This is a genomic window from Actinacidiphila sp. bgisy167, from assembly GCF_965342175.1.
Lineage (GTDB): Bacteria > Actinomycetota > Actinomycetes > Streptomycetales > Streptomycetaceae > Actinacidiphila.
Genome location: NZ_CBDRBL010000007.1, coordinates 1 through 19,347 on the forward strand (window position 1 = coordinate 1; position 19,347 = coordinate 19,347).

General features: G+C 73.3%; 16 protein-coding genes. 14 read left to right on the forward strand and 2 right to left on the reverse strand.

All coding sequences use genetic code 11. The annotated features are described in order from the left end of the window. Positions 1–329: 329 nt before the first annotated feature. From ACRWND_RS04280 to ACRWND_RS04345, 14 genes are all read left to right on the forward strand, one after another. Positions 330–1,505, forward strand: coding sequence for an ROK family transcriptional regulator (locus tag ACRWND_RS04280; protein ID WP_431946238.1), 1,176 nt, complete (start codon positions 330–332; stop codon positions 1,503–1,505). 134 nt (positions 1,506–1,639) lie between these two features. Then, a complete protein-coding gene (locus tag ACRWND_RS04285; RefSeq protein ID WP_431946042.1) occupies positions 1,640–2,977 on the forward strand; it encodes an ABC transporter substrate-binding protein in 1,338 nt (445 codons plus the stop codon). Continuing rightward, entirely contained in the window at positions 2,977–3,924 is a 948-nt protein-coding gene (locus ACRWND_RS04290; RefSeq protein ID WP_431946044.1) for a carbohydrate ABC transporter permease, read from the forward strand. The genes ACRWND_RS04285 and ACRWND_RS04290 overlap by 1 nt, the downstream gene beginning before the upstream one ends. A 5-nt stretch (positions 3,925–3,929) precedes the next feature. Beyond that, positions 3,930–4,835, forward strand: a complete 906-nt coding sequence (locus ACRWND_RS04295; RefSeq protein ID WP_431946046.1) for a carbohydrate ABC transporter permease — start codon at positions 3,930–3,932, stop codon at positions 4,833–4,835. Between the two features lie 11 nt (positions 4,836–4,846). After that, positions 4,847–6,094 carry a 6-phospho-beta-glucosidase gene (locus tag ACRWND_RS04300; RefSeq protein ID WP_431946240.1) on the forward strand — a complete coding sequence of 416 codons (1,248 nt, stop codon included), beginning with the start codon at positions 4,847–4,849 and terminating at the stop codon, positions 6,092–6,094. Continuing rightward, the gene (locus ACRWND_RS04305) at positions 6,085–7,101 is read left to right on the forward strand and encodes an N-acetylglucosamine kinase (RefSeq protein WP_431946048.1); all 1,017 of its coding nucleotides are present in this window, start codon (positions 6,085–6,087) and stop codon (positions 7,099–7,101) included. The genes ACRWND_RS04300 and ACRWND_RS04305 overlap by 10 nt, the downstream gene beginning before the upstream one ends. 296 nt (positions 7,102–7,397) lie before the next feature. Further along, a complete protein-coding gene (locus ACRWND_RS04310) occupies positions 7,398–8,717 on the forward strand; it encodes a hypothetical protein (RefSeq protein WP_431946050.1) in 1,320 nt (439 codons plus the stop codon). A gap of 17 nt (positions 8,718–8,734) precedes the next feature. Then, on the forward strand, positions 8,735–9,775 hold the full coding sequence (locus ACRWND_RS04315; protein WP_431946052.1) for a glutamate ABC transporter substrate-binding protein: 1,041 nt from the start codon (positions 8,735–8,737) through the stop codon (positions 9,773–9,775). 76 nt (positions 9,776–9,851) lie between these two features. Further along, entirely contained in the window at positions 9,852–11,108 is a 1,257-nt protein-coding gene (locus tag ACRWND_RS04320; protein WP_431946054.1) for a hypothetical protein, read from the forward strand. Then, complete coding sequence (locus ACRWND_RS04325; protein WP_431946056.1) at positions 11,105–13,885, forward strand: tetratricopeptide repeat protein; 2,781 nt, start codon at positions 11,105–11,107, stop codon at positions 13,883–13,885. Before ACRWND_RS04320 ends, ACRWND_RS04325 begins: the two co-directional genes overlap by 4 nt. A gap of 5 nt (positions 13,886–13,890) precedes the next feature. Then, positions 13,891–15,084 (forward strand): protein phosphatase 2C domain-containing protein, encoded by a 1,194-nt coding sequence (locus tag ACRWND_RS04330; RefSeq protein ID WP_431946058.1) that lies wholly within the window; start codon positions 13,891–13,893, stop codon positions 15,082–15,084. A gap of 62 nt (positions 15,085–15,146) precedes the next feature. Next, positions 15,147–16,514, forward strand: a complete 1,368-nt coding sequence (locus tag ACRWND_RS04335) for a vWA domain-containing protein (RefSeq protein WP_431946060.1) — start codon at positions 15,147–15,149, stop codon at positions 16,512–16,514. A gap of 53 nt (positions 16,515–16,567) precedes the next feature. After that, a complete protein-coding gene (locus ACRWND_RS04340) occupies positions 16,568–17,554 on the forward strand; it encodes an FHA domain-containing protein (RefSeq protein WP_431946062.1) in 987 nt (328 codons plus the stop codon). Between the two features lie 170 nt (positions 17,555–17,724). Further along, complete coding sequence (locus tag ACRWND_RS04345; protein ID WP_431946064.1) at positions 17,725–18,138, forward strand: globin; 414 nt, start codon at positions 17,725–17,727, stop codon at positions 18,136–18,138. Positions 18,139–18,201: 63 nt separating this feature from the next. Here the strand turns inward: ACRWND_RS04345 and ACRWND_RS04350 are convergent, their stop codons facing one another. Then, the gene (locus ACRWND_RS04350; protein ID WP_431946066.1) at positions 18,202–18,897 is read right to left on the reverse strand and encodes a hypothetical protein; all 696 of its coding nucleotides are present in this window, start codon (positions 18,895–18,897) and stop codon (positions 18,202–18,204) included. Next, positions 18,894–19,346, reverse strand: coding sequence for an acyl-CoA thioesterase (locus tag ACRWND_RS04355; RefSeq protein WP_431946068.1), 453 nt, complete (start codon positions 19,344–19,346; stop codon positions 18,894–18,896). The genes ACRWND_RS04350 and ACRWND_RS04355 overlap by 4 nt, the downstream gene beginning before the upstream one ends. Position 19,347: the final 1 nt, after the last annotated feature.

Genomic DNA, 19,347 nt, shown 5'->3' on the forward strand with positions numbered 1-19,347 from the left:
CGCGCAGCCGCTGGCCCCGGCGCCGTCGCCTTCCCAGCCGAGCACCGTCAAGTAGCGGACAGCGGCCACCAAGGGGCGCCGGTCACCGACCGGCGCCCCTTTTCCCTGCCCGCCGCCGGTGACGCTTCGGCGCCCTCCCGGCACAGGCCCTTGACGCTCCGGCCACGGGCCCCTACGGTGCTCGCACACCAACAGGAAAGTTTCCTAACCACTACTGCGCTCATCAGGCACGCGCGAGCCGTCGCAAGGAGGAGGGCGAGACCGTGGCCGGTCCCCCCACGAGCCCGGGAACGCCCGGCATCCCCGGCACACCGCGGGTGCTGCGGGCGATGAACGACCGCGCCGCTCTCGACCTTCTCATCGAACACGGCCCGCTCTCCCGCACCCGGATCGGCAAGCTCACCGGTCTGTCCAAGCCCACCGCCTCCCAGCTGCTCGCCCGTCTCGAGGCGGCCGGACTGGTCCTCGCCACCGGTACGACCGCCGGACGGCCGGGGCCCAACGCCCAGCTGTACGCCGTCAACCCCGCGGCCGCGCACGTCGCCGGCCTCGACGTGACCACCGACCGCATCCGCGCCGCCGTCGCCGACATCACCGGCCGGGTGACCGGCGTCTTCGAGCTCGCCACCCCCGGCCGGGGACGGCGCGGCCTGGGCGGCGCCGTCGAACAGGTCGTCCAGGCCGTCGACGGCGCGGTCACGGACGCCGGACTGCACCTGGCCGACCTGCACCGGGTCGTCGTCGGCACCCCGGGCGCCTTCGACCCCAGCACCGGCCGGCTGCGCTACGCCAGCCACCTGCCCGGCTGGCACTCCCCCGCCCTCCTGGACGAACTGGCCGCCGCCCTGCCCGTTCCCCTGGAGTACGACAACGACGTGAACCTCGCCGCCGTCGCCGAGCAGCGGCTCGGCGCGGCCCGGGGCCACGACGACTTCGTCCTGCTGTGGAACGAGGAGGGCATCGGCGCGGCCATCGTGATCGGTGGCCGGCTGCACCGCGGCTGGACGGGCGGGGCCGGCGAGGTCGGCTTCATGCCGGTGCCGGGAACCCCGCTGGTCCGGCACGTCGCCAAGGCCAACGCCGGCGGCTTCCAGGAACTGGCCGGCTGCAACGCGGTGCTGCGCATCGCGCGGGAGCTGGGACTGCCCGTGCCGCGGGGGTCGCAGGCCGAGGGCGCCTCGGCGCTGCTCGCCGCCGCGGCGGAGTCCGGTGACTCCGGTGGCGACGCGCACACGGAACTGCTGCGGCGCTTCGCCACGGGGCTCGCCGTCGGGCTGGCCTCGCTGGTGACCGTCCTCGATCCCGGGCTGATCGTCCTGGCCGGCGGGGTGATCGCCGCGGGCGGGGAGCCGCTGCGCTCCCTGGTCCAGTCCGAACTGGCCGAACTGGCCGTGCCCCGGCCCCGGCTGGTGCTCGGCGGCGTACCGGACGACCCCGTCCTCTCCGGGGCGCTGCAGAGCGCCCTGGCCACCACCCGCGACGAGGTGTTCGACACCTCGCGCTGACCGCGACAGCCCACCCGCCGCACCCCCTGCCGCACCACCCGCACTCGCACCCGCACACAGCGGACGGACCCCCTGGGTCCCTCCGCCGGTCTCGCACACCCCCGAACCGCCCGAAGTCCCCCGGAGGAAGCGAAGTGTCCGGTACCACCAAGACGGCCGCGGCCGCTGTCGCGGCAGCCGCCGCGATGACCCTGTTGACGAGCGCGTGCACGGGCTCCGCCAACACCACCGCAGGCGACGACCCCACCAAGGACGTGACCATCACCTTCTGGCACGGCTGGTCCGCTCCCAGCGAGGTGAAGGCCATCGACGCCAACGTCAAGGCGTTCGAGAAGGCCCACCCCACCATCCACGTCAAGGTGCAGGGCAACATCACCGACGACAAGATCAACCAGGCGCTGCGGGCCGGCGGTCCCAACGCCCCCGACGTCGTCTCCTCCTTCACTACTGACAACGTCGGAAAGTTCTGCTCCTCCAACGCCTTCGCCGACCTGGATCCGTTCCTGGAGAAGTCGGACATCGACCCGGCCGCGACCTTCCCCGAGCCGATGCTGGAGTACACCCAGTTCGAGGGGAAGCGCTGCACACTGCCGCTGCTCGGCGACGCCTACGGCCTCTACTACAACAAGGACGCCTTCAGGGCCGCCGGCATCTCCGCCCCGCCGAAGACGCTCTCGGAGTTCAAGGCCGACGCGGTCAAGCTCACCAAGAGCAAGGGCGACTCCTACGGTCAACTCGGCTTCATGCCGAACTTCCACGGCTACGAGTCCACCGCCATGCACCTGGCCGCACAGTGGGAGGCGGAGTACTTCGACGCCGAGGGCAGGTCGAACATCGCCAAGGACCCGGGGTTCGCCGTCATGTTCACCTGGCAGCAGGACATGGTGAAGGCGCTCGGCGGTTACCGGAAGCTGGAGAAGTACCGGTCGTCCTTCGGTGACGAGTGGGGCGCCAAGAACCCCTTCCACACCGGCCAGGTGGCCATGGCCATCGACGGCGAGTGGCGGGCCGGCATGGCCGAGGAGGCCGGTGTGCCGTTCGAGATCGGCGTCGCCCCCTTCCCCGTGCCGGACGACCAGGCCGACACCTACGGCAAGGGCTACCTGTCGGGCACGATCATCGGCGTCGCCAACACCAGCGCCAAGAAGAACGCCGCCTGGGAGCTGGTGAAGTACATGACCACCGACACCCGCGCGGTGGTGGGCTTCGCCAACGCCATCCACAACGTGCCGTCCACGCTTGCGGCCCTGAAGTCGCCGGAGCTGGACGCTGATCCCCACTTCCGCACCTTCGTGGAGATCGCGCAGAACCCCCACAGCACCACCACCCCCGCCAGCGTCAACGGCGGCACCTACCAACTGACGCTGCAGGACTTCGGCTACGCCTATGAGGCGGGCAAGCAGACCGACCTGGCCGCCGGCCTCAAGGGCGTCGACGAGCAGGTCGACAAGGACATCGCGCAGGCCCGCTGATGACCACCGTCCACCCGATGCTGAGGGCGAGGCGCCGCCGTGAGGCGCTTCGCACCCTCGCCTTCATGTCGCCCTGGGTGATCGGCTTCGGCGTCTTCTTCGCCTATCCCCTGGTCTCGACCGTCTACTTCTCCTTCATGAAGTACGACGGCTTCACGGCGCCGACCTGGAACGGCGTCAGGAACTGGTCGTACGTCTTCGGCGACTACCCGTATCTCTGGCCGGCCCTGCGCAACACCCTGTGGCTGGTCGTGGTCATGGTCAGTCTGCGGGTCGTGTTCGGGCTCGGGATCGGGCTGCTGATCACGAAGGTCAAGACGGGTGCGGGGCTGTTCCGCACCGCGTTCTACCTGCCCTATCTGGCCCCGCCGGTCGCCGCGACGATGGCCTTCGCCTTCCTGCTCAACCCCGGCACCGGACCGGTCGACCACCTGCTGGACACGGCCGGCCTGCCCACGCCCGGCTGGTTCAACGACCCGTCCTGGTCCAAGCCCGCCCTCACCCTGCTGGCTCTGTGGGGCATCGGCGACCTCATGGTCATCTTCATGGCGGCGCTCCTCGACGTGCCCAAGGAGCAGTACGAGGCCGCCGAGCTGGACGGGGCCGGTCCCTGGGCGCGGTTCCGCTACGTCACGCTGCCGAACATCTCCCCCATCGTGATGTTCGCCGTCGTGACCGGGGTGATCCAGACGATGCAGTACTACACGCAGCCCCTGGTCGCCGGAAAGGTCGCCAGCGGCGTCATCGGCGGTTCTGGCCAGCAGTTCGAGCCCGGCTACCCGGACAAGTCCACGCTGACGCTGCCGCAGCTGGTCTACAACCTCGGCTTCCAGCGCTTCGACACCGGTGCGGCCTGTGTCGTCGCCCTCGTGCTCTTCGCGTTGGCCATGGCCTTCACCGCGCTCCTGATGCGCCGCCGCAGCGGCTTCCTGACGGCGGAGGACTGACGCCGATGACCACTCACGCCACCCTCGCCCCTTCCGCCACGACGCCCGCCACCGGCCTCCCCTCCGGCGCCCGGCGCGCGGCCGCCCGCAGGGCGGCACTGCGCTGGATCGCGGTGCACGCCCTGGGGATCGCCGCCGCGCTCTTCTTCGTCCTTCCGTTCGTCTTCGTTCTTCTCACAGCGGTGATGAGCGACAACCAGGCCCTCACCCGCGACCTGTGGCCGAGGACCTGGGAGTGGGGGAACTTCGCCACCGTCTGGGACACCCCCGGTTTCCTCACCTGGTGGCGCAACACGCTGCTGTACGCGGGCCTCGGGACGGTGCTGACCGTCGTCTCCAGCACGCCGGTCGCCTACGCCCTGGCAAGGTTCCGCTTCCGCGGGCGCCATCTGTCACTGATGCTCGTGATCGCCACGATGATGCTGCCCCCGCAGGTCGTCATCGTGCCCATGTACTTGTTCTGGGCGAAGCAGTTGCACCTGTCCGGCACCCTGTGGCCGCTGATCATCCCGATGGCCTTCGGCGACGCCTTCACCATCTTCCTGCTCCGGCAGTTCCTGCTCACCATCCCCAAGGAGTACACCGACGCGGCGAAGGTCGACGGCTGCGGCGAACTGCGCACGATGCTGCGCGTCGTGCTGCCGATGGCGAAGCCGGCCATCGCGGCAGCGGCGCTGTTCCAGTTCTTCTACTGCTGGAACGACTACTTCGGCCCGCAGATCTACGCGAGCGAGAACCCCGCCGCCTGGACCCTGAGCTACGGCCTGGAGTCCTTCAAGGGCGCGCACCACACTGACTGGAACCTGACGATGGCCGCCACGGTGCTGGTCATGGCACCCGTGATCGTCGTCTTCTTCTTCGCGCAAAAGGCCTTCATCGAAGGCGTGACATTGACGGGAGTCAAAGGTTGAAGCTCGCGGTCGTGGGCGGCGGGTCCACGTACACCCCCGAACTCATCGACGGGTTCGCCCGTCTGCGGGAGACCCTTCCGGTCGAGGAACTGGTCCTGGTCGACCCCGCCGAGGACCGGCTGCGACTGGTCGGCGGGCTCGCCCGGCGCATCCTCGCCCGCCAGGGCCACCCCGGCACCGTGACCACCACCACGGACCTGGACGCGGGCGTCCACGGCGCCGACGCCGTCCTGCTGCAGCTGCGCGTCGGCGGCCAGGCCGCCCGGGCGCAGGACGAGGCATGGCCGCTGGAGTGCGGCTGCGTCGGCCAGGAGACGACCGGCGCGGGGGGACTCGCCAAGGCGCTGCGCACGGTGCCGGTGGTGCTGGACATCGCCGAGCGGGTCCGGCGGGCCGCCCCCGACGCCTGGATCATCGACTTCACCAACCCCGTCGGCATCGTCACCCGCGCCCTGCTGCAGGCCGGGCACAAGGCCGTCGGCCTGTGCAACGTCGCCATCGGCTTCCAGCGGAAGTTCGCCGGGCTGCTCGGCGTGGCGCCCGAGCAGGTCCACCTCGACCATGTGGGCCTCAACCACCTCACCTGGGAACGCGCGGTGCGGATCGGTGGCCCGGCCGGCGAGGACGTGCTGCCGAAGCTGCTCGCCGAGCACGGCGACGCCGTCGCCGCCGACCTCCGTCTGCCGCGCGCGGTGCTGGACCGGCTGGGCGTGGTGCCCTCCTACTACCTGCGCTACTACTACGCCCACGACGAGGTCGTGAGGGAGCTGCGCACCCGGCCCTCCCGGGCCGCCGAGGTGGCCGCCATCGAGACGGAGCTGCTGGAGATGTACGGGGACGAGACCCTCGACGAGAAGCCGGAGCTGCTCGCCCGTCGCGGCGGCGCCTACTACTCCGAGGCCGCTGTGGCCCTCGCCTCCTCCCTGCTGCGGGACACCGGCGACGTGCAGGTCGTCAACGCCCTCAACAACGGAACCCTCCCCTTCCTCCCCGACGACGCGGTCATCGAAATCCCGGCCACCGTGGACGCGAACGGGACGCGCCCGCTGCCCGTGCCGCCCCTGGAGCCCCTGTTCGCCGGGCTGGTCGCGAACGTCACCGCCTACGAGGACCTGGCGCTGACCGCCGCCGTGCACGGCGGACGCGACCGGGTCTTCAAGGCCCTGCTGTCGCACCCCCTCGTCGGCCAGTACGAGTACGCCGAAGCCCTGACCGACCGTCTGATCGCGCACAACAGGGAGCACCTCGCGTGGGCCTGAACCCTCTCGTCGCCGACGGCGTGCTCGCCGTCGACGCGGGCAACAGCAAGACCGACGTCGCACTCGTCGCCGCCGACGGGACGGTGCTCGGCACCGCCCGCGGCGGCGGGTTCCAGCCGCAGACCACGGGCACCGAGGCGGCGGTCGAGGTGATCGCCCGCATCGTCGGGCGGGCGGCCGCCGCCGCCGGCCTCTCCCCGCGCCCCGGGCAGCCGCTGGTGCGGCACGTCTCCGCGTGCCTGGCCAACGCCGACCTGCCCGTCGAGGAGCAGCAGCTCGAGAGCGCCGTCCACGCCCGCGGCTGGGGCGAGGGCACCCGCGTCGCCAACGACACCTTCGCTCTGCTGCGCGCCGGTGTCGACGAGCCCCGCGGGGTCGCCGTGGTGTGCGGCGCGGGCATCAACTGCGCGGGCATGCTGCCGGACGGCCGTACGGCGCGCTTCCCCGCCATCGGCCACCTGTCAGGCGACTGGGGAGGCGGGGCGGGCCTGGCCGACGAGGCCCTGTGGTGGGCGGCGCGCGCCGAGGACGGGCGCGGCGGCGCCACCGCGCTCGCGGCCACGCTGCCCGGGCACTTCGGCCTGACCTCGATGTACGCACTGATCGAGGCGCTGCACCTGGGGCACATCGCCCTCGCCCGCAAGCACGAGCTGACGCCCGTGCTCTTCGCCACCGCGCAAGGCGGCGACCCGGTCGCCCGGGCCATCGTGGAACGGCAGGCCGAGGAGATCGTGGTGATGGCCACGGTCGCGCTGCGCCGGCTCGGCCTTCTCGACGAGGAGACCGACGTCGTCCTCGGCGGCGGGGTGCTGGCCGCCCGCCATCCGCTGCTGCTGGACTCCGTGACCTACCTGCTGGCCGTCTCGGCGCCCAAGGCGGCTCCCAAAGTCGTCACATCGCCGCCGGTCCTCGGCGCCGCACTATTGGGCCTGGACCGCACCGGCGCGCCCGCCGAGGCGCACACGCGGCTGCGGGCGCGACTCGAAACGGTGGGCTCCGTGGCATAACCGGGCGTACGCCGGGGAACCGAACACACTCACCCATGCGTGGTGATTCCCAAGGCGGTGGTGCGCGGGGGACCCTGCGGGCGGCAGACAGGCGGTGCGGACCGCAAGATCCACCCAATCCCTGGGTGGATGTCGGTGACGACGGCCATACTGCTGGTCATGGGCTCGTCGCGCGTACGCGCGGGGGAACGGGTCGGGGGGAGGGCCGGCAGGTGACACGGACGCCGATGAGGACGCAGTCGCCGACCGTGCGGGCGGACACACCCGCACCCGGCGGCGGGCGCCCACGGGCTTGGGTGGAACGGCCGCGCGCGTGGCGCGCCGCGGCCACCACGGAACCTGGACGGCTGCGGATCATCGGGGCGCTGCTGGCCCTGCTCGTCGTCGCCTTCGGCGCGGTGACGGCCTGGCAGATCACCGAACGGGCCGCCGCGGCCGACGACGTGATCCGGCACAGCGGGCCGCTGAGCGCCCGCGCGGCGGACATCTACCGCTCGCTCGCCGACGCGGACGCCACCGCCGCCGGCGGCTTCCTCGCCGGTGGCGACGACCCCGAGCAGGACCGCGAGCGCTACACCCGTGACATCCGGATCGCCTCGCGGAACATCGCGGAGGCGGCGGCCAGTTCGCAGGACTCGACGCAGGCGCGGGCCCGCCTGGAGCGGCTGAACGAGCGGCTGTCGGTCTACACCGGCCTGGTCGAGCGGGCCCGCGCCAACAACCGCCAGGGCTTCCCGGTGGGCGGGGCGTACCTGCGGCGCGCCAACGAGATGATGAGCGACGAGATCCTTCCGGACGCCAAGCAGCTGTGGACGTTCGAGACCGCGCGGCTGAACGCGGACTACGAGGACGCCGGGAGGCGTCCGCTGGCCGCCTGGGCGCTCGGCCTCGCCGCGCTCGCCGCGCTGGTGTGGGCGCAGCGGCGCTCGTACCGGCGGACCCGACGGGTGCTCAGCCCCGGCATGCTGGCCGGCACGGTGGCCACCGCCGCGGTGCTGCTGTGGCTGGTCGCGGGGCACAGCGTCGCCCGCGCGCACCTCGAGGACTCCCACACACACGGGGCGCAGTCGCTGCAGGTCCTCAACGAGGCCCGGATCCAGTCCCTGCAGGCCCGCGGCAACGAGAACCTGACGCTCGTGGCCCGCGGCGCCGGGGACGCCTACAGCGCGGCCTACGACGAGCAGTTGCAGGGCCTGGCGGGCACGGAGGCCGACGGGCGCACGGGCCTGCTGGCGCAGGCGCTCCACCTCGCCGACGACGAGCGGGGCCGGGGAAGCGTCACCTCCGCGATGAAGGCCGCGAAGGCCTGGTGGGAGCTGCGCGGCGAGGCCCGCGAGAAGGAGGACGCGGGCGACTACCTGGACGCCGTGGCGCAGACGATCGGCGGCACGTACGCGGACGGCAGTCGGCCCGAGCAGTACACCGGCTTCTGCTTCGACCGGGTCGACAGCGAACTCGCCCGTGCCGTCGGCCACGAGCAGCGCGAGTTCGAACAGGCCGCCGCCGAGGGGCGCGGCGCGCTGGACGGGCTGGTTCCGGGGGCCGCGCTGCTGGCGGTGCTCGGCGCCGCGGGCGCGGTGCTCGGCATAGGGCGCCGGCTGTCGGAGTACCGATGAGCGGGGGGAGTCCGCCGATGGGACGTGTGAAGGAGCACGAGGAGGGCGGGCGGCGCGTGCGGGGCTGGGCGGCCGTGGGCTGCGCGGCCGCGTTGGTCGCGGCCGCGTTGGTCGCGGCCGCGGCCGCCGGCGCCGTGCTGCCGCCGCGGGAGGGCACGGGGCCGGAGCAGCCGGAGACGCGAACGGCGGCTGCCGGGACACCCGCCGTCGCGCCGGCGAACGCCGCGGCCGATGACGACTGCGGCGGCCACCCGGAGGCGAGCCTGCGGCCGTCCGCGGCGAGCGGTCCGGCGATCGAGCGGATCAGGAAGCGCGGCAAGCTGATCGTCGGGGTCGACCAGAACGGCTACCGCTGGAGCTACCGCGACCCGGTCTCCCGGAAGATCGTCGGTTTCGACATCGACCTGGCCAAGGCCATCGCCGAGGACATCCTCGGCAGCGAGGACGCCATCGTCTACAAGAGCGTGCCGACGGCCAAGCGCTTCGACGCCGTCAACGAACGCGACGTGGACATGGTCGTGGGCACCGTGAGCATCACCTGCGAACGGATCAGGAAGCGGCACATCGCCTTCTCCACCGCCTACTTCGAGGTCGGTCAGCAACTGCTGGTCCCCCGTCAGGGTTCCACCGTCAGGGGGTTGGACTCCTCCGTGAGCGGGAAACGGATCTGCTTCGCGCGGGGCAGCACGGCCGAGAGCGAACTGGAGAAGGTGAAGGACCGGCTGCGGCCCCGCGTCGTCCTCGTGGACAGCCAACTGGACTGCCTGGTGAAGCTGCAACTCGGCGAGGCCGACGCCGTGTTCACCGACAACGCGCTCGGCGCCGCCCAGGCCGCCCAGGACCCGGCGGTGCGGCTGGTGGGCACCCCGGTCACCACCGAGTACTACGGCGTGGCGATGAACGAGCAGGACACAGACCTGGTGCGCCGGGTCAGCAAGGTGCTGGCGGACTACCGCGGCGGGGGGCCGGACAGCCGGTGGATGCGGGCATACCGTAGCTGGCTGGAGGCGGACCTTCCGGGCGTCACCGGGCCGCCGAAGCCGCTCTACAGGGACTAGGGCAGCGGGAAGCACGGGAGACCGGCGGGGAAGGGAGGAAGGTGCGATGGCGGTCGCGGGACCATCGGGACCGGCGATGAGCCGTGAGGACGTCGACCGCGCCCTGGCCCGGCTCGCGGACGAGCGGGACGCGATCGAGGCGACCCTGCTCGCCCTGCAGGACCACTCGGGCCGCAGGCTGCTGGAGGGCGCGGAGCTCAGCGGTGCCACCAAGGAGCGCTGGGCCGCCGCCGAGCAGGCCATAGCCCTGCTGTGGGCGCACTTCGACGCCTACAGCGAGGCCCTGGCCACCGCCCGGGGCCTGCGCGGCCGCCGCCGCTGGCCCACCCAGAGCGAACTGCGGGAGCTGACCGAGTTGCTGCGCGGCAGCGGCGTCACCGTCTCCGGCGGTGCCGTGCCGGAGGCCGCACGGGGTCTGACCGGTCCGGCCCGGCTGAGCGAACGGCTCAGTCTGGAGCAGCTGCTGGCACGGATGAACGAATGGTACGCGCAGGTGCTGGAGGTGGTGTCCGCCGCCGACGCGGTGTGGTCGGCGCTGCCCGCGCGCATCGACCTGCTGGTCGCGGAGGCGCACCGCATCCGTGCCCTCGCCGAGTCCGTCGGGGTGCGCCCCGGCACCCATCCCGCGGGCGACGACCTCGCCGGAATGCTGGACTCGCTGGCCGTGCTGCGCGTCGAGGTCCTCTCCGACCCACTCGCCTTCTGGTCGGGCGGCCGGCCCGACACGGGCCGCTACGACCGGGCCGGGAGGGCGCTGGAGGACATACGGCGTGAGGTCGAGGCCGTCCTGCACGTCCGTGACGACGCCGACCACCGGCTGACGCGGCTGCGGGACGTCCTCTCGCGCGCCGACCTCACCCTCACCGAGGCACGCAGCGCCCGCGTCGAGGTGCTCGCCAAGATCGCGGCCTCGGAGGTGCCCGCGGTCAGCGGCGCGCCGGTCGCGCTGCAGGAACAGCTCTCCGCCGCCGTCGACCTCCGCAGGAGCGGTCAGTGGCACCTGCTGTCGCCGCTGCTGGACGGTCTCGAACAGCGCGCCGACGACGAGTTGCTGCGCGCCCGCGACTCGCTGACCGCGGTCACCGCGCCGCTGGCCGTCCGCGCCGAGCTGCGCGGCCGGCTCGACGCCTATCGGGCCAAGGTGGCGCGCCTCGGCATGGCCGAGGACCCGCTCCTGATGGAGCGGTACGACCACGCGCGGCGTCTGCTGTGGAGCGCGCCGTGCGACCTGCGTGCCGCGGAGAACGCGCTGCTGCGCTATCAGCAGGCCGTCGCCGAGGCACTGGTGCCGGGACAGCCGAAAGCCGCCGACCACAGGGGGGATGCACGATGAGCTGTCAGCGTCCTGGCTGCGACGGGACGATCGAGGACGTGGGGGGCGGCGCGTTGTTCTGCGACACGTGCGGGCTGGCGCCGCTCGCCGCCGAGGCGGGGACGGCCGCCGGCCGGGGCGGGCGGGCGGGGTCGCCGCCTGCCTCGCAGCGGTCGCAGCCCTCGCATCCGTCGCAGCCGTCGCAGCCGTCACAGCCGTCCGGTGCCGCCGGGACCGGACCGGGCTCCGGCGTCTCCCCACGGCCCTCGGGCTCCCCACAGCCTTCGGGCTCCTCCCGGACCTCGGGCTTCTCCCGCGCTTCCTTCCGTTCCTCGCGCCGTTCGGTGTCGGGACGGCTGTCCCGTTCCCTGAGCGGCGGCACGAGCGGCGCCGCCTCCGTCTCCGTGCGCAGTTCGCACTCGGGCGCCGGCGGGACCACGCGCGGCAAGCTGGGCGCCGGCCTGGTGGCCGTACCCCCCATCCCCCGTCCCGACCCGGCGGCCGCCGTGCTGCGCGACCCGCAGGTCCCCGAGCGGAAGCGGTTCTGCAGCAAGGGCGACTGCGGGGCTCCGGTCGGGCGGAGCCGAGGGGACCGCCCCGGGCGCACCGAGGGCTTCTGCACCAAGTGCGGCCACCCCTACTCGTTCACGCCCAAGCTGCGGGCGGGCGACGTGGTGCACGGGCAGTACCAGGTGGTGGGCTGCCTGGCGCACGGCGGGCTGGGCTGGATCTACCTGGCCGTGGACCGGGCGGTCAACGACCGCTGGGTGGTGCTCAAGGGCCTGCTGGACACCGGCGACGAGGACGCGCTGGCCGCGGCCGTCTCCGAGCGCCGCTTCCTCGCCGAGATCGCACACCCCAACATCGTGCGGATCTACAACTTCGTCGAGCACCTCGACCCGCGGGGCGGCACCCTCGACGGCTACATCGTCATGGAGTACGTCGGCGGCAAGTCCCTCAAGGAGATCGCCAACGAACGCCGAGGCGCCGACGGCAGACGTGAGCCGCTCCCCGTCGACCAGGCCATCGCCTACGCCATCGAGGCGCTGGACGCCCTCGGTCACCTGCACAGCCGCAACCTGCTCTACTGCGACTTCAAAATCGACAACGCCATCCAGACGGAGGACCGGCTGGAACTCATCGACATGGGCGCCGTCCGCAGGATGGACGACCTGGACAGCCCGATCTACGGCACGGTCGGCTACCAGGCGCCCGAAGTGCCCGAGTTCGGCCCCTCCGTCGCCTCGGACCTCTACACGGTGGCGCGGACGCTGGCCGTGCTCACCTTCGACTTCCAGGGCTACACGAACGCGTTCGCGGACAGCCTGCCGGACCCGGACGGCATCGAGGTCCTCTCCCGCTACGAGTCCTTCTACCGGCTGCTGGTCCGCGCCACCGACCCCGACCCGGGTCGGCGCTTCGCCTCGGCGGAGGAGATGAGCGAGCAACTGCTGGGCGTGCTGCGCGAGGTCGTGGCGCTCGGCACCGGCAAGCCGCGGCCCGCGCTGTCCCCCTTGTTCGGCCCGGAACTCGGGGTCCCCGACACCGGTCTGCTGCCGCCCGCCAAGGACGCCTCCGCCCTCGGCGACCGCGGCCAGAAGGGCTCCGGCGGCCGCCGCAGCGGCACCGCGGCGGCCCTTGCCCCCTCGGCCCCGGACGCGCCGGCTCTGCCCGCGTCGCCGCCCTCCGTCACCGGTGGCCACAGCGCCGGTGGCCACGGCGCCGGTGGGCACAGCGCCGGTGGCCGCGGCACCGGTGGGCACAGCGCCGGTGGCCGCGGCACCGGTGCGGCGAAATCCCCGTTCACCATGCCGGCCCAGCGGACCGCTCCGGCGCCCGCGGCGACCGGGCCCGCCGTCTCGCCGCTCGACGTGCGGGCGGCGGCGCTCTCGCTCCCCGTACCGCACGTCGACCCCGCCGACCCCAACGCCGCTTTCCTGACCGGGCTCACGGCCGCCGCGCCGTCCGAGCTGGTGGCCGCGCTGCAGGCGGCACCGGTGCGGTCCCCCGAGCTGAGGCTGCGCACGGTGCGGGCCCGGCTCGAGGGCGACGACGCGCCCGCGGCCCTCGAGGAACTGCGCGGACTGCGGGAGGAACTGCCCGAGGACTGGCGCGTGGTGTGGCACTGCGGCCTGGCCGCGCTCGTCACCCGCGACGACGGCGCCGCGGCGCTGTCCTTCGACGCGGTCTACGACGCCTTCCCCGGCGAGATCGCTCCCAAGCTGGCGCTGGGCGTCTGCGCCGAGGTCCTCGGCCAGTGGGACAACGCCACCGAGTACTACCGGCTCGTGTGGACCACCGACCAGAGCCATGTGAGCGCGGCCTTCGGCCTGGCCCGTGTGCTGCTCACCACGGGCGACCGGGCCGGGGCGGTGACCACGCTGGAGTCGGTCCCCGCGTCCTCCATCCACTACACCGCCGCACGGGTCGCGGCCGTCCGCGCCCGGCTGCGCGGACGCGCCCCGCGGGAACCGCTCCTGGACCACCTGCGGGCCGCGGCCCGGCAGGTGGAGGACCTGCAGCGGCTGGGCCTCGACACGCGGCTGCGCGAGCAGTTGGCCACCGAAGTGCTGGGCAGCGCGCTGGACTGGGTGCTGGCCGGGCGGCAGGGCGCGGCCGGCCCCCTGCCGGCGGAATCCGCCACGCCCGGGCTCCTGGGCCGGGACCTGGACGAACGGGGGCTGCGCTTCGGCCTGGAACACTCGTACCGGGTACTGGCCCGGCTCGCCGACCAGGGCCGCACAAGGATCGATCTGGTGGAGCGCGCCAACCGCTTCCGCCCCCGGACGTGGGTGTAACCGCCATGCCGCACGAGACCGTTTGCCCGGAGTGCAACGAGCCTCTGGAACCCGAAGACAAGTTCTGCGGCGTCTGCGGCGCCGACCTGTCCGCGCCCCGGCAACCGGACGCGTACGAACTGGCGCCGCCCGACCCCGCCGCCGCCCCCGAACCACCGGGCGGTCAGCCGCAGTCGTACGAGCCGGCCCCGCCGGGGATGGACACCGACACCCTCCCCTTCGGCCCGGGAACCGCCGGCCTGCCCGGGTCACGGACCACCGACCCCCGGCTGGCCGCGGCCGTGTCCGCATCCGACCCACCGACGGCCTCGCCACGGTGCGTGGCCTGCGGCGTGGGCGAGATCGACCCGGACGGCTACTGCCGGCACTGCGGGCACGCGCAGCCCCGGCCCCGCGACCACCAGGAGCAGGAGGTCGGCGGCGTCGCCGCCGTGACCGACCGGGGCCTGCGCCACCACCGCAACGAGGACGCCTTCGCGTTGGGCACGACGGCACTGCCCGACGGCACACCCGCCGTCGTCGCCGTGGTGTGCGACGGGGTGTCCTCCGCGTACCGTCCCGACGACGCCTCGGAGGTCGGTGCGGGCACCGCCCGCACCTCCCTGGTGCGCTCCCTGTCCCGCGGCTCCCACCCCGAGGAGGCGATGCGCGAGGCGCTCCTCGTGGCCGCCCGGGCGGTGACGGACCTGGCGGCCGAGACCCCCGAGGAGGAGGCCCGGCGCCACCACAACGCGCCTGCGTGCACCTGCGTCAGCGCGATCGCCTACGGCACGGCCTTCACCGTGGGCTGGATCGGGGACAGCCGCGCCTACTGGATCCCCGACGACCGCTCCGCCCCGGCCTCCCGGCTGACCGAGGACGACTCCTGGGCCGAGCGCATGGTGGCGATGGGCCTGATGACCCAGGCCGAGGCGTACGCGGACGAGCGGGCCCACGCCATCACCGGCTGGCTCGGCGCGGACGCCGTCGAACTCGACCCCCACACCGCCTCCTTCGAACCGGGCGAACCGGGTGTGGTGGTGGTGTGCACGGACGGGCTGTGGAACTACGCCGAATCGGCCGCGGAGTTGTCCTCCGTGGTGCCCTCGGACGCCCGCACGCGCCCGCTGCACTGCGCCCGCAGCCTGGTCGGGGTCGCCATCGACGGCGGCGGCCACGACAACATCACCGTCGCCGTGCTGCCGTTCCCTGCCACGTGAACTCTCCCTGATGTCCCTGCCGCTGCCTTCCGAAGGCCGGACAAGCGCGAGGAGCACTCCCGATGGCCAACTTCTCCAAGTCGAACGTGCCGCAGTTCTCCGTCGACATCTACCAGAACGAGTTCCTGCCCGAGGGAGGGCGGGAGGTCAACGCGATCGTCACCGTGACCGCGACCGGGGGCGGCACCACCGGCGGACTGCCCCTGGCCACCCACGGGCCCGGCGAGGTACTGCTGCCGGGCCCCGGAGCCGCGACCGGGGCCGGGGCCGCCGTGGTGATCATGGTGGACTGCTCGGGCTCCATGGAGTACCCGCCGACCAAGATGCGCAGCGCCCGTGAGGCGACCGCCGCCGCCATCGACACCATCCGCGACGGTGTCGCCTTCGCGGTGGTGGCCGGCACCCACCAGGCCAGGGAGGTCTACCCGGCGAACGGCGGCCTCGCCGTCGCGGACCCCGACACCCGGCGCCAGGCCAAGGAGGCGCTGCGCCGGCTGACGTCCGGCGGCGGCACGGCGATCGGCTCCTGGCTGCGGCTGGCCCAGCGACTGCTGGCCACGGCCGATGCCTCCATACGGCACGGCATCCTGCTCACCGACGGCCGCAACGAGCACGAGAAGCCGGAGCAGTTGCGGGCCGCACTGGAATCCTGCGCCGGCCACTTCACCTGCGACGCGCGCGGCGTCGGCACCGACTGGGAGGTCAAGGAGCTGACCGGGATCGCCTCCGCGCTGCTCGGCACCGTGGACATCGTCGCCGACCCCTCCGGCCTGGAGGCGGACTTCCGGCAGATGATGGAGACCGCCATGGGCAAGGAGGTCGCCGACGTCGCCCTGCGCCTGTGGACCCCGCAGGGCGCGGAGATCCGGTACGTCAAGCAGGTCGCGCCGAGCGTCGAGGACATCACCGCCCGCCGCGTCCAGGCCGCCCCGCGGGCCGGCGACTACCCGACGGGCTCCTGGGGCGACGAGTCGCGCGACTACCACGTCAACGTGGTGGTGCCGGCGGCCGGCGTCGGCCAGGAGATGCTGGCGGCCCGGGTCTCCCTCGTCCAGCCCCAGCCGGACGGCACTGCGCGCGTGCTGGGCCAGGGGCTGGTGCGGGCGGTGTGGACGGACGACATGGCGGCCTCGACGCGGATCAACCCGCAGGTCGCCCACTACACCGGGCAGGCGGAGCTGGCCCAGGTCATCCAGCAGGGCCTGGACGCCCGCAAGCAGGGCGACCTCGACTCCGCGACCGCCAAGCTCGGCCGGGCGGTGCAACTGGCCAGCGCCTCCGGCAACGAGGACACCGCCAAGCTGCTGGCCAAGGTCGTGGACGTGGTGGACGCGGCGACGGGTACTGTGCGGCTCAAGGCCCGGGTCACCGACGCGGACGAGATGACCCTCGAGACACGTTCGTCGAAGACCGTCCGTGTGAAGAAATAGAGCAGCGGGACAGCGGGGCTAAGACACAGCGGGGCTAAGGGGGAGGCAGCGACATGTCGACGTGCCCGAACGGTCACCAGTCCGCGACGGAGGACTGGTGCGAGGTGTGCGGAATACGCATGTCCGCGCCACCGCCCCCTCCCGTTCCCGCCCCGCCGCCGTCCCCGTACGCGGTGCCGGGCGAGTCCCCGCCGCCACCGCCGTACTCGGGCGGGTACTCCCCCGCCCACACCCATGGTCACGAGGCCCCCTACGACCCGGGGTACGGCCGTGGCACGGGCGGGCTCGGCTACGTCCCGGACGCCACCGCGGCCGCCGAGCCCTGCCCCGACTGCGGCACCCCGCGCGAGGGGTACGCCCAGTTCTGCGAGGAGTGCCGCTACAACTTCGTCATCCAGGCCGGGACGACCTTCGTCCCGCCTGCGCCGCCCTCCTCCCCCGGCTACCCGCCGGACGGGCCGCCGTACCAGCGCCACGAGCCGCCGTACCAGCGCCACGAGTCGCAGATGTCCCGCCCGTCGCAGATCAACCGCCCGGCGGAGCCCCTGGCCCCGGAGTCGGTGACCGTCGGCTCGGACGACTTCCTGCTCACCCCGCCCGGGCTGCCGGACCCCGGGCCCGGGCTGTCGGGCCGGCGCACCTGGACCGCCGTGGTCGCCGCCGACCGGGAGTACTTCACCGGCATGATGGCCCGCAGCGGCCCCGAGGCACGCGGGCTGTACTTCCCCTCGTACAGCCCCGAACGACGCATACCGCTGAGGGGACCGCGGGTCGCCGTCGGCCGCCGCCGCCACAGCACGGGCGAGGCCCCCGACATCGACCTGTCCCGGGCACCCGAGGACCCGGGCGTCTCCCACAAGCACGCCCTGCTGGTGGAGCAGCCCGACGGCAGCTGGTCGTTGGTGGACCAGGGCTCCACCAACGGCACCACCCTTAACGGCGACGAGGAGCCCATCACCCCCTTCGTCCCCGTCCCGCTGGCGGACGGCGACCGCGTGCACGTGGGCGCCTGGACGACGATCACGATCCTCCGCGACTGAACCCCGCCCGCCCCGGTCAGCGGGCCCGCGCCTACCGCGGCGGGCGGCTCCCGCGGCCCGGACGGTGCTGCCCGTCACCGAGCCGCCCGCGGCGGCGCAACAGCCGCTGTCTGCCGTACGGCCACCGTGCGACGGTGACCCCCTTCGGACACCGCGGGCCGTCTGAGACCATGGGATGCGTGAATGAGATCCCGCGGGGCACCGTCGAGCAGCAGACGTTCTTCGACGCGGTCGGCGGCGAGCCGACCTTCCGGCGGCTCGTCCGCCGCTTCTACGAAGGCGTGGCGGAGGACCCGATCCTGCGCCCCATGTACCCGGAGGAGGACCTCGGCCCCGCCGAGGAGCGGATGCGTCTGTTCCTCATGCAGTACTGGGGCGGCCCCCGCACGTACAGCGAGAACCGCGGGCACCCCCGGCTCCGGATGCGCCACGCGCCGTTCCAGGTCGACCGGGCCGCGCACGACGCGTGGCTGCGCCACATGCGCACCGCGGTCGACGAGCTCGGTCTGGAGCCCGACCACGAGCGCCAGCTGTGGGACTACCTGGTCTACGCGGCCGCGTCAATGGTGAACACCCCGGGCTGACGGCCGCAGGGCCGGAGCACGGCGCCTGTCGCCCGACCCGTCACGCGACCGTCACCCGGGCGTTCACACGGGGCTGACCGACAGCCCCTGCGGGCCGCGCCGTATCGCGACGGAGCCGTACGGCGTGCGCAGCCGCAGCCACGGGCCTGCGGCGAGCAGCTGCACCGCAGGCTGCTCGGTCGTGGCGCGCGGCGCCGGGACGGGGGTGCGCACCGGCCGGAGGAAGCCCAGCGCGTGGGCGGCGTGCACCACCCGCAGCGGCAGGCCGGTGGCGCCGAGCTGCCGGGACCAGATGTCGTCGGCGATGGCGTCGAGCTCCGCGCGGGTGCGGCTCTCGGGCCGCAGCGCCTCACTGCGGTCGCGGAACTCGGTCACGGCGGCCGCGGCCACGGCGCGTACGTCCTCCTCGGACGGCAGGCCCCGCACCCGCTCCCAGCCGCCGCGCGGCGGGAGGAGACCCGTCCAGGCCGGCCCCGTGACGGAGGCGGGCACCGCGACCGTGCCCGTCACGTCGTCGATGCCGTCGAGCAGCTGACCCGCGGAGACGGTCGAGTCCAGGTCGCCGGTGTCCTCGTCCAGTTCAGCGGTGCGGACGGCCAGGACCCCCGCGCCGAACGGCGGCTGCCCGAACACGGCGAGCGCCGTGCCCGAGGCGCGCAACCGGACGACGGCGGCCTTGTCCCAGCGGAGCAGCCGGGCCAGGAAGGCGGCGAATCCGTCCGCCTCCCTGGCCTCGGCGAGGCGCAGGGGTGCCGTCATGCGGCGACTGCCCCCTCTTCGGCGCCGGCGGCCGCCCCGGCGCTGTCGTCGTAGTACTCCTCGAGGAAGGACCGCTCCTCCGCCGTGATCCGGCGCGGCCGGCCCTTCTCGAGGTCGTAGGGCACCACGACCGTGGAGGCGCGCACATAGACCGTCTCCGGGTCCTTGACCTCGTAGGCGAGGGTCAGCGACGCGGCTCCCACCTTGGTCACCCAGGTCTCGACCGTCACCGGCTCGTGCCGGTGCACCAGCGGGCGCAGGTAGTCGATCTCGTGGCGGGCGATGACCGACCCGCCCGTGAACGACGCGCTCCCCTCCCCGGGCGCCAGCCGGAACATGAAGTCGACCCGGGCCTCCTCCAGGTAACGGAGGAAGACCACGTTGTTGACGTGCCTGAAGGCGTCCATGTCCGACCAGCGCATCGGGCAGCGGTAGATGTGCCGGGCCATC

Excerpts from the sequence above, each read along its gene's own strand:
- ACRWND_RS04280 (WP_431946238.1), top strand. The coding sequence starts at position 330 with ATGAACGACCGCGCCGCTCTCGACCTTCTCATCGAACACGGCCCGCTC.
- ACRWND_RS04290 (WP_431946044.1), top strand. The coding sequence starts at position 2,977 with ATGACCACCGTCCACCCGATGCTGAGGGCGAGGCGCCGCCGTGAGGCG.
- ACRWND_RS04295 (WP_431946046.1), top strand. The coding sequence starts at position 3,930 with ATGACCACTCACGCCACCCTCGCCCCTTCCGCCACGACGCCCGCCACC.
- ACRWND_RS04315 (WP_431946052.1), top strand. The coding sequence starts at position 8,735 with ATGGGACGTGTGAAGGAGCACGAGGAGGGCGGGCGGCGCGTGCGGGGC.
- ACRWND_RS04320 (WP_431946054.1), top strand. The coding sequence starts at position 9,852 with ATGAGCCGTGAGGACGTCGACCGCGCCCTGGCCCGGCTCGCGGACGAG.
- ACRWND_RS04325 (WP_431946056.1), top strand. The coding sequence starts at position 11,105 with ATGAGCTGTCAGCGTCCTGGCTGCGACGGGACGATCGAGGACGTGGGG.
- ACRWND_RS04330 (WP_431946058.1), top strand. The coding sequence starts at position 13,891 with ATGCCGCACGAGACCGTTTGCCCGGAGTGCAACGAGCCTCTGGAACCC.
- ACRWND_RS04335 (WP_431946060.1), top strand. The coding sequence starts at position 15,147 with ATGGCCAACTTCTCCAAGTCGAACGTGCCGCAGTTCTCCGTCGACATC.
- ACRWND_RS04340 (WP_431946062.1), top strand. The coding sequence starts at position 16,568 with ATGTCGACGTGCCCGAACGGTCACCAGTCCGCGACGGAGGACTGGTGC.
- ACRWND_RS04345 (WP_431946064.1), top strand. The coding sequence starts at position 17,725 with ATGGGATGCGTGAATGAGATCCCGCGGGGCACCGTCGAGCAGCAGACG.
- ACRWND_RS04350 (WP_431946066.1), bottom strand. The coding sequence starts at position 18,897 with ATGACGGCACCCCTGCGCCTCGCCGAGGCCAGGGAGGCGGACGGATTC.
- ACRWND_RS04355 (WP_431946068.1), bottom strand. The coding sequence starts at position 19,346 with ATGGCCCGGCACATCTACCGCTGCCCGATGCGCTGGTCGGACATGGAC.